The organism is Vibrio sp. Sgm 5 (assembly GCF_026241575.1).
GTDB classification, from domain to species: domain Bacteria; phylum Pseudomonadota; class Gammaproteobacteria; order Enterobacterales; family Vibrionaceae; genus Vibrio; species Vibrio jasicida.
Genome location: NZ_JAPHPY010000138.1, coordinates 1 through 557, shown reverse-complemented (window position 1 = coordinate 557; position 557 = coordinate 1). Strand labels below are relative to the sequence as shown.

The following is a 557-nucleotide window of genomic DNA, read 5'->3' as shown; positions in this document are numbered from 1 at the left end:
TAACGCCCTGTTAAGGTGTGAGCAACGCAATACCAATGCCACCGCATACCCCTTAAACACTAAAAACAACGCATGGTAAAAATGCCACGCGTTGCGAATCACTCTTAAACAGTTTGTTATGTGCGTACTAACCAGTTATGACAAACTCGCTTCAAGTTCAGCATCACTTAAATAACGATGTCCTTGGTTTAAGCCTTTAATCTTTTTGAACATAAACTTTGGCATATCTGGAGCAAAGATTTCCTTTTCGTTCCAGCACTTCCCACCTAAGAATATATAGCGACCATCGCTACCAGAATGATGTTCTGGGTTGTTGTCGAACGTAGACAATTCAGCGGTAACGTCCTCGATAACACTTACTACCTGACCTTTGATGACACCTAGAACTCGATACACTTCGTGAGCTTTATCTCCACATTTCCATGCTTGTCGAGTTCCCATTTCGTAGCCCTGCTTTGCTACACCATCATGCACATGTACAACAATATTCATCGTAAATTTAGTTAAGCAACAAAGAGAACATTATACTATATGTTTTGGGGTAAGCACATAACGCC

1 protein-coding gene is annotated in these 557 nt (G+C 41.1%); it reads right to left on the bottom strand.

Annotated elements, in window-relative coordinates:
- Positions 1-135: 135 nt before the first annotated feature.
- Entirely contained in the window at positions 136-492 is a 357-nt protein-coding gene (locus OQJ86_RS26400) for an acyl-CoA synthetase (RefSeq protein WP_265992353.1), read from the bottom strand.
- Positions 493-557 lie beyond the last annotated feature (65 nt).

Coding starts and splice junctions, on each gene's coding strand:
- OQJ86_RS26400 (WP_265992353.1), bottom strand. CDS start 492: ATGAATATTGTTGTACATGTGCATGATGGTGTAGCAAAGCAGGGCTAC.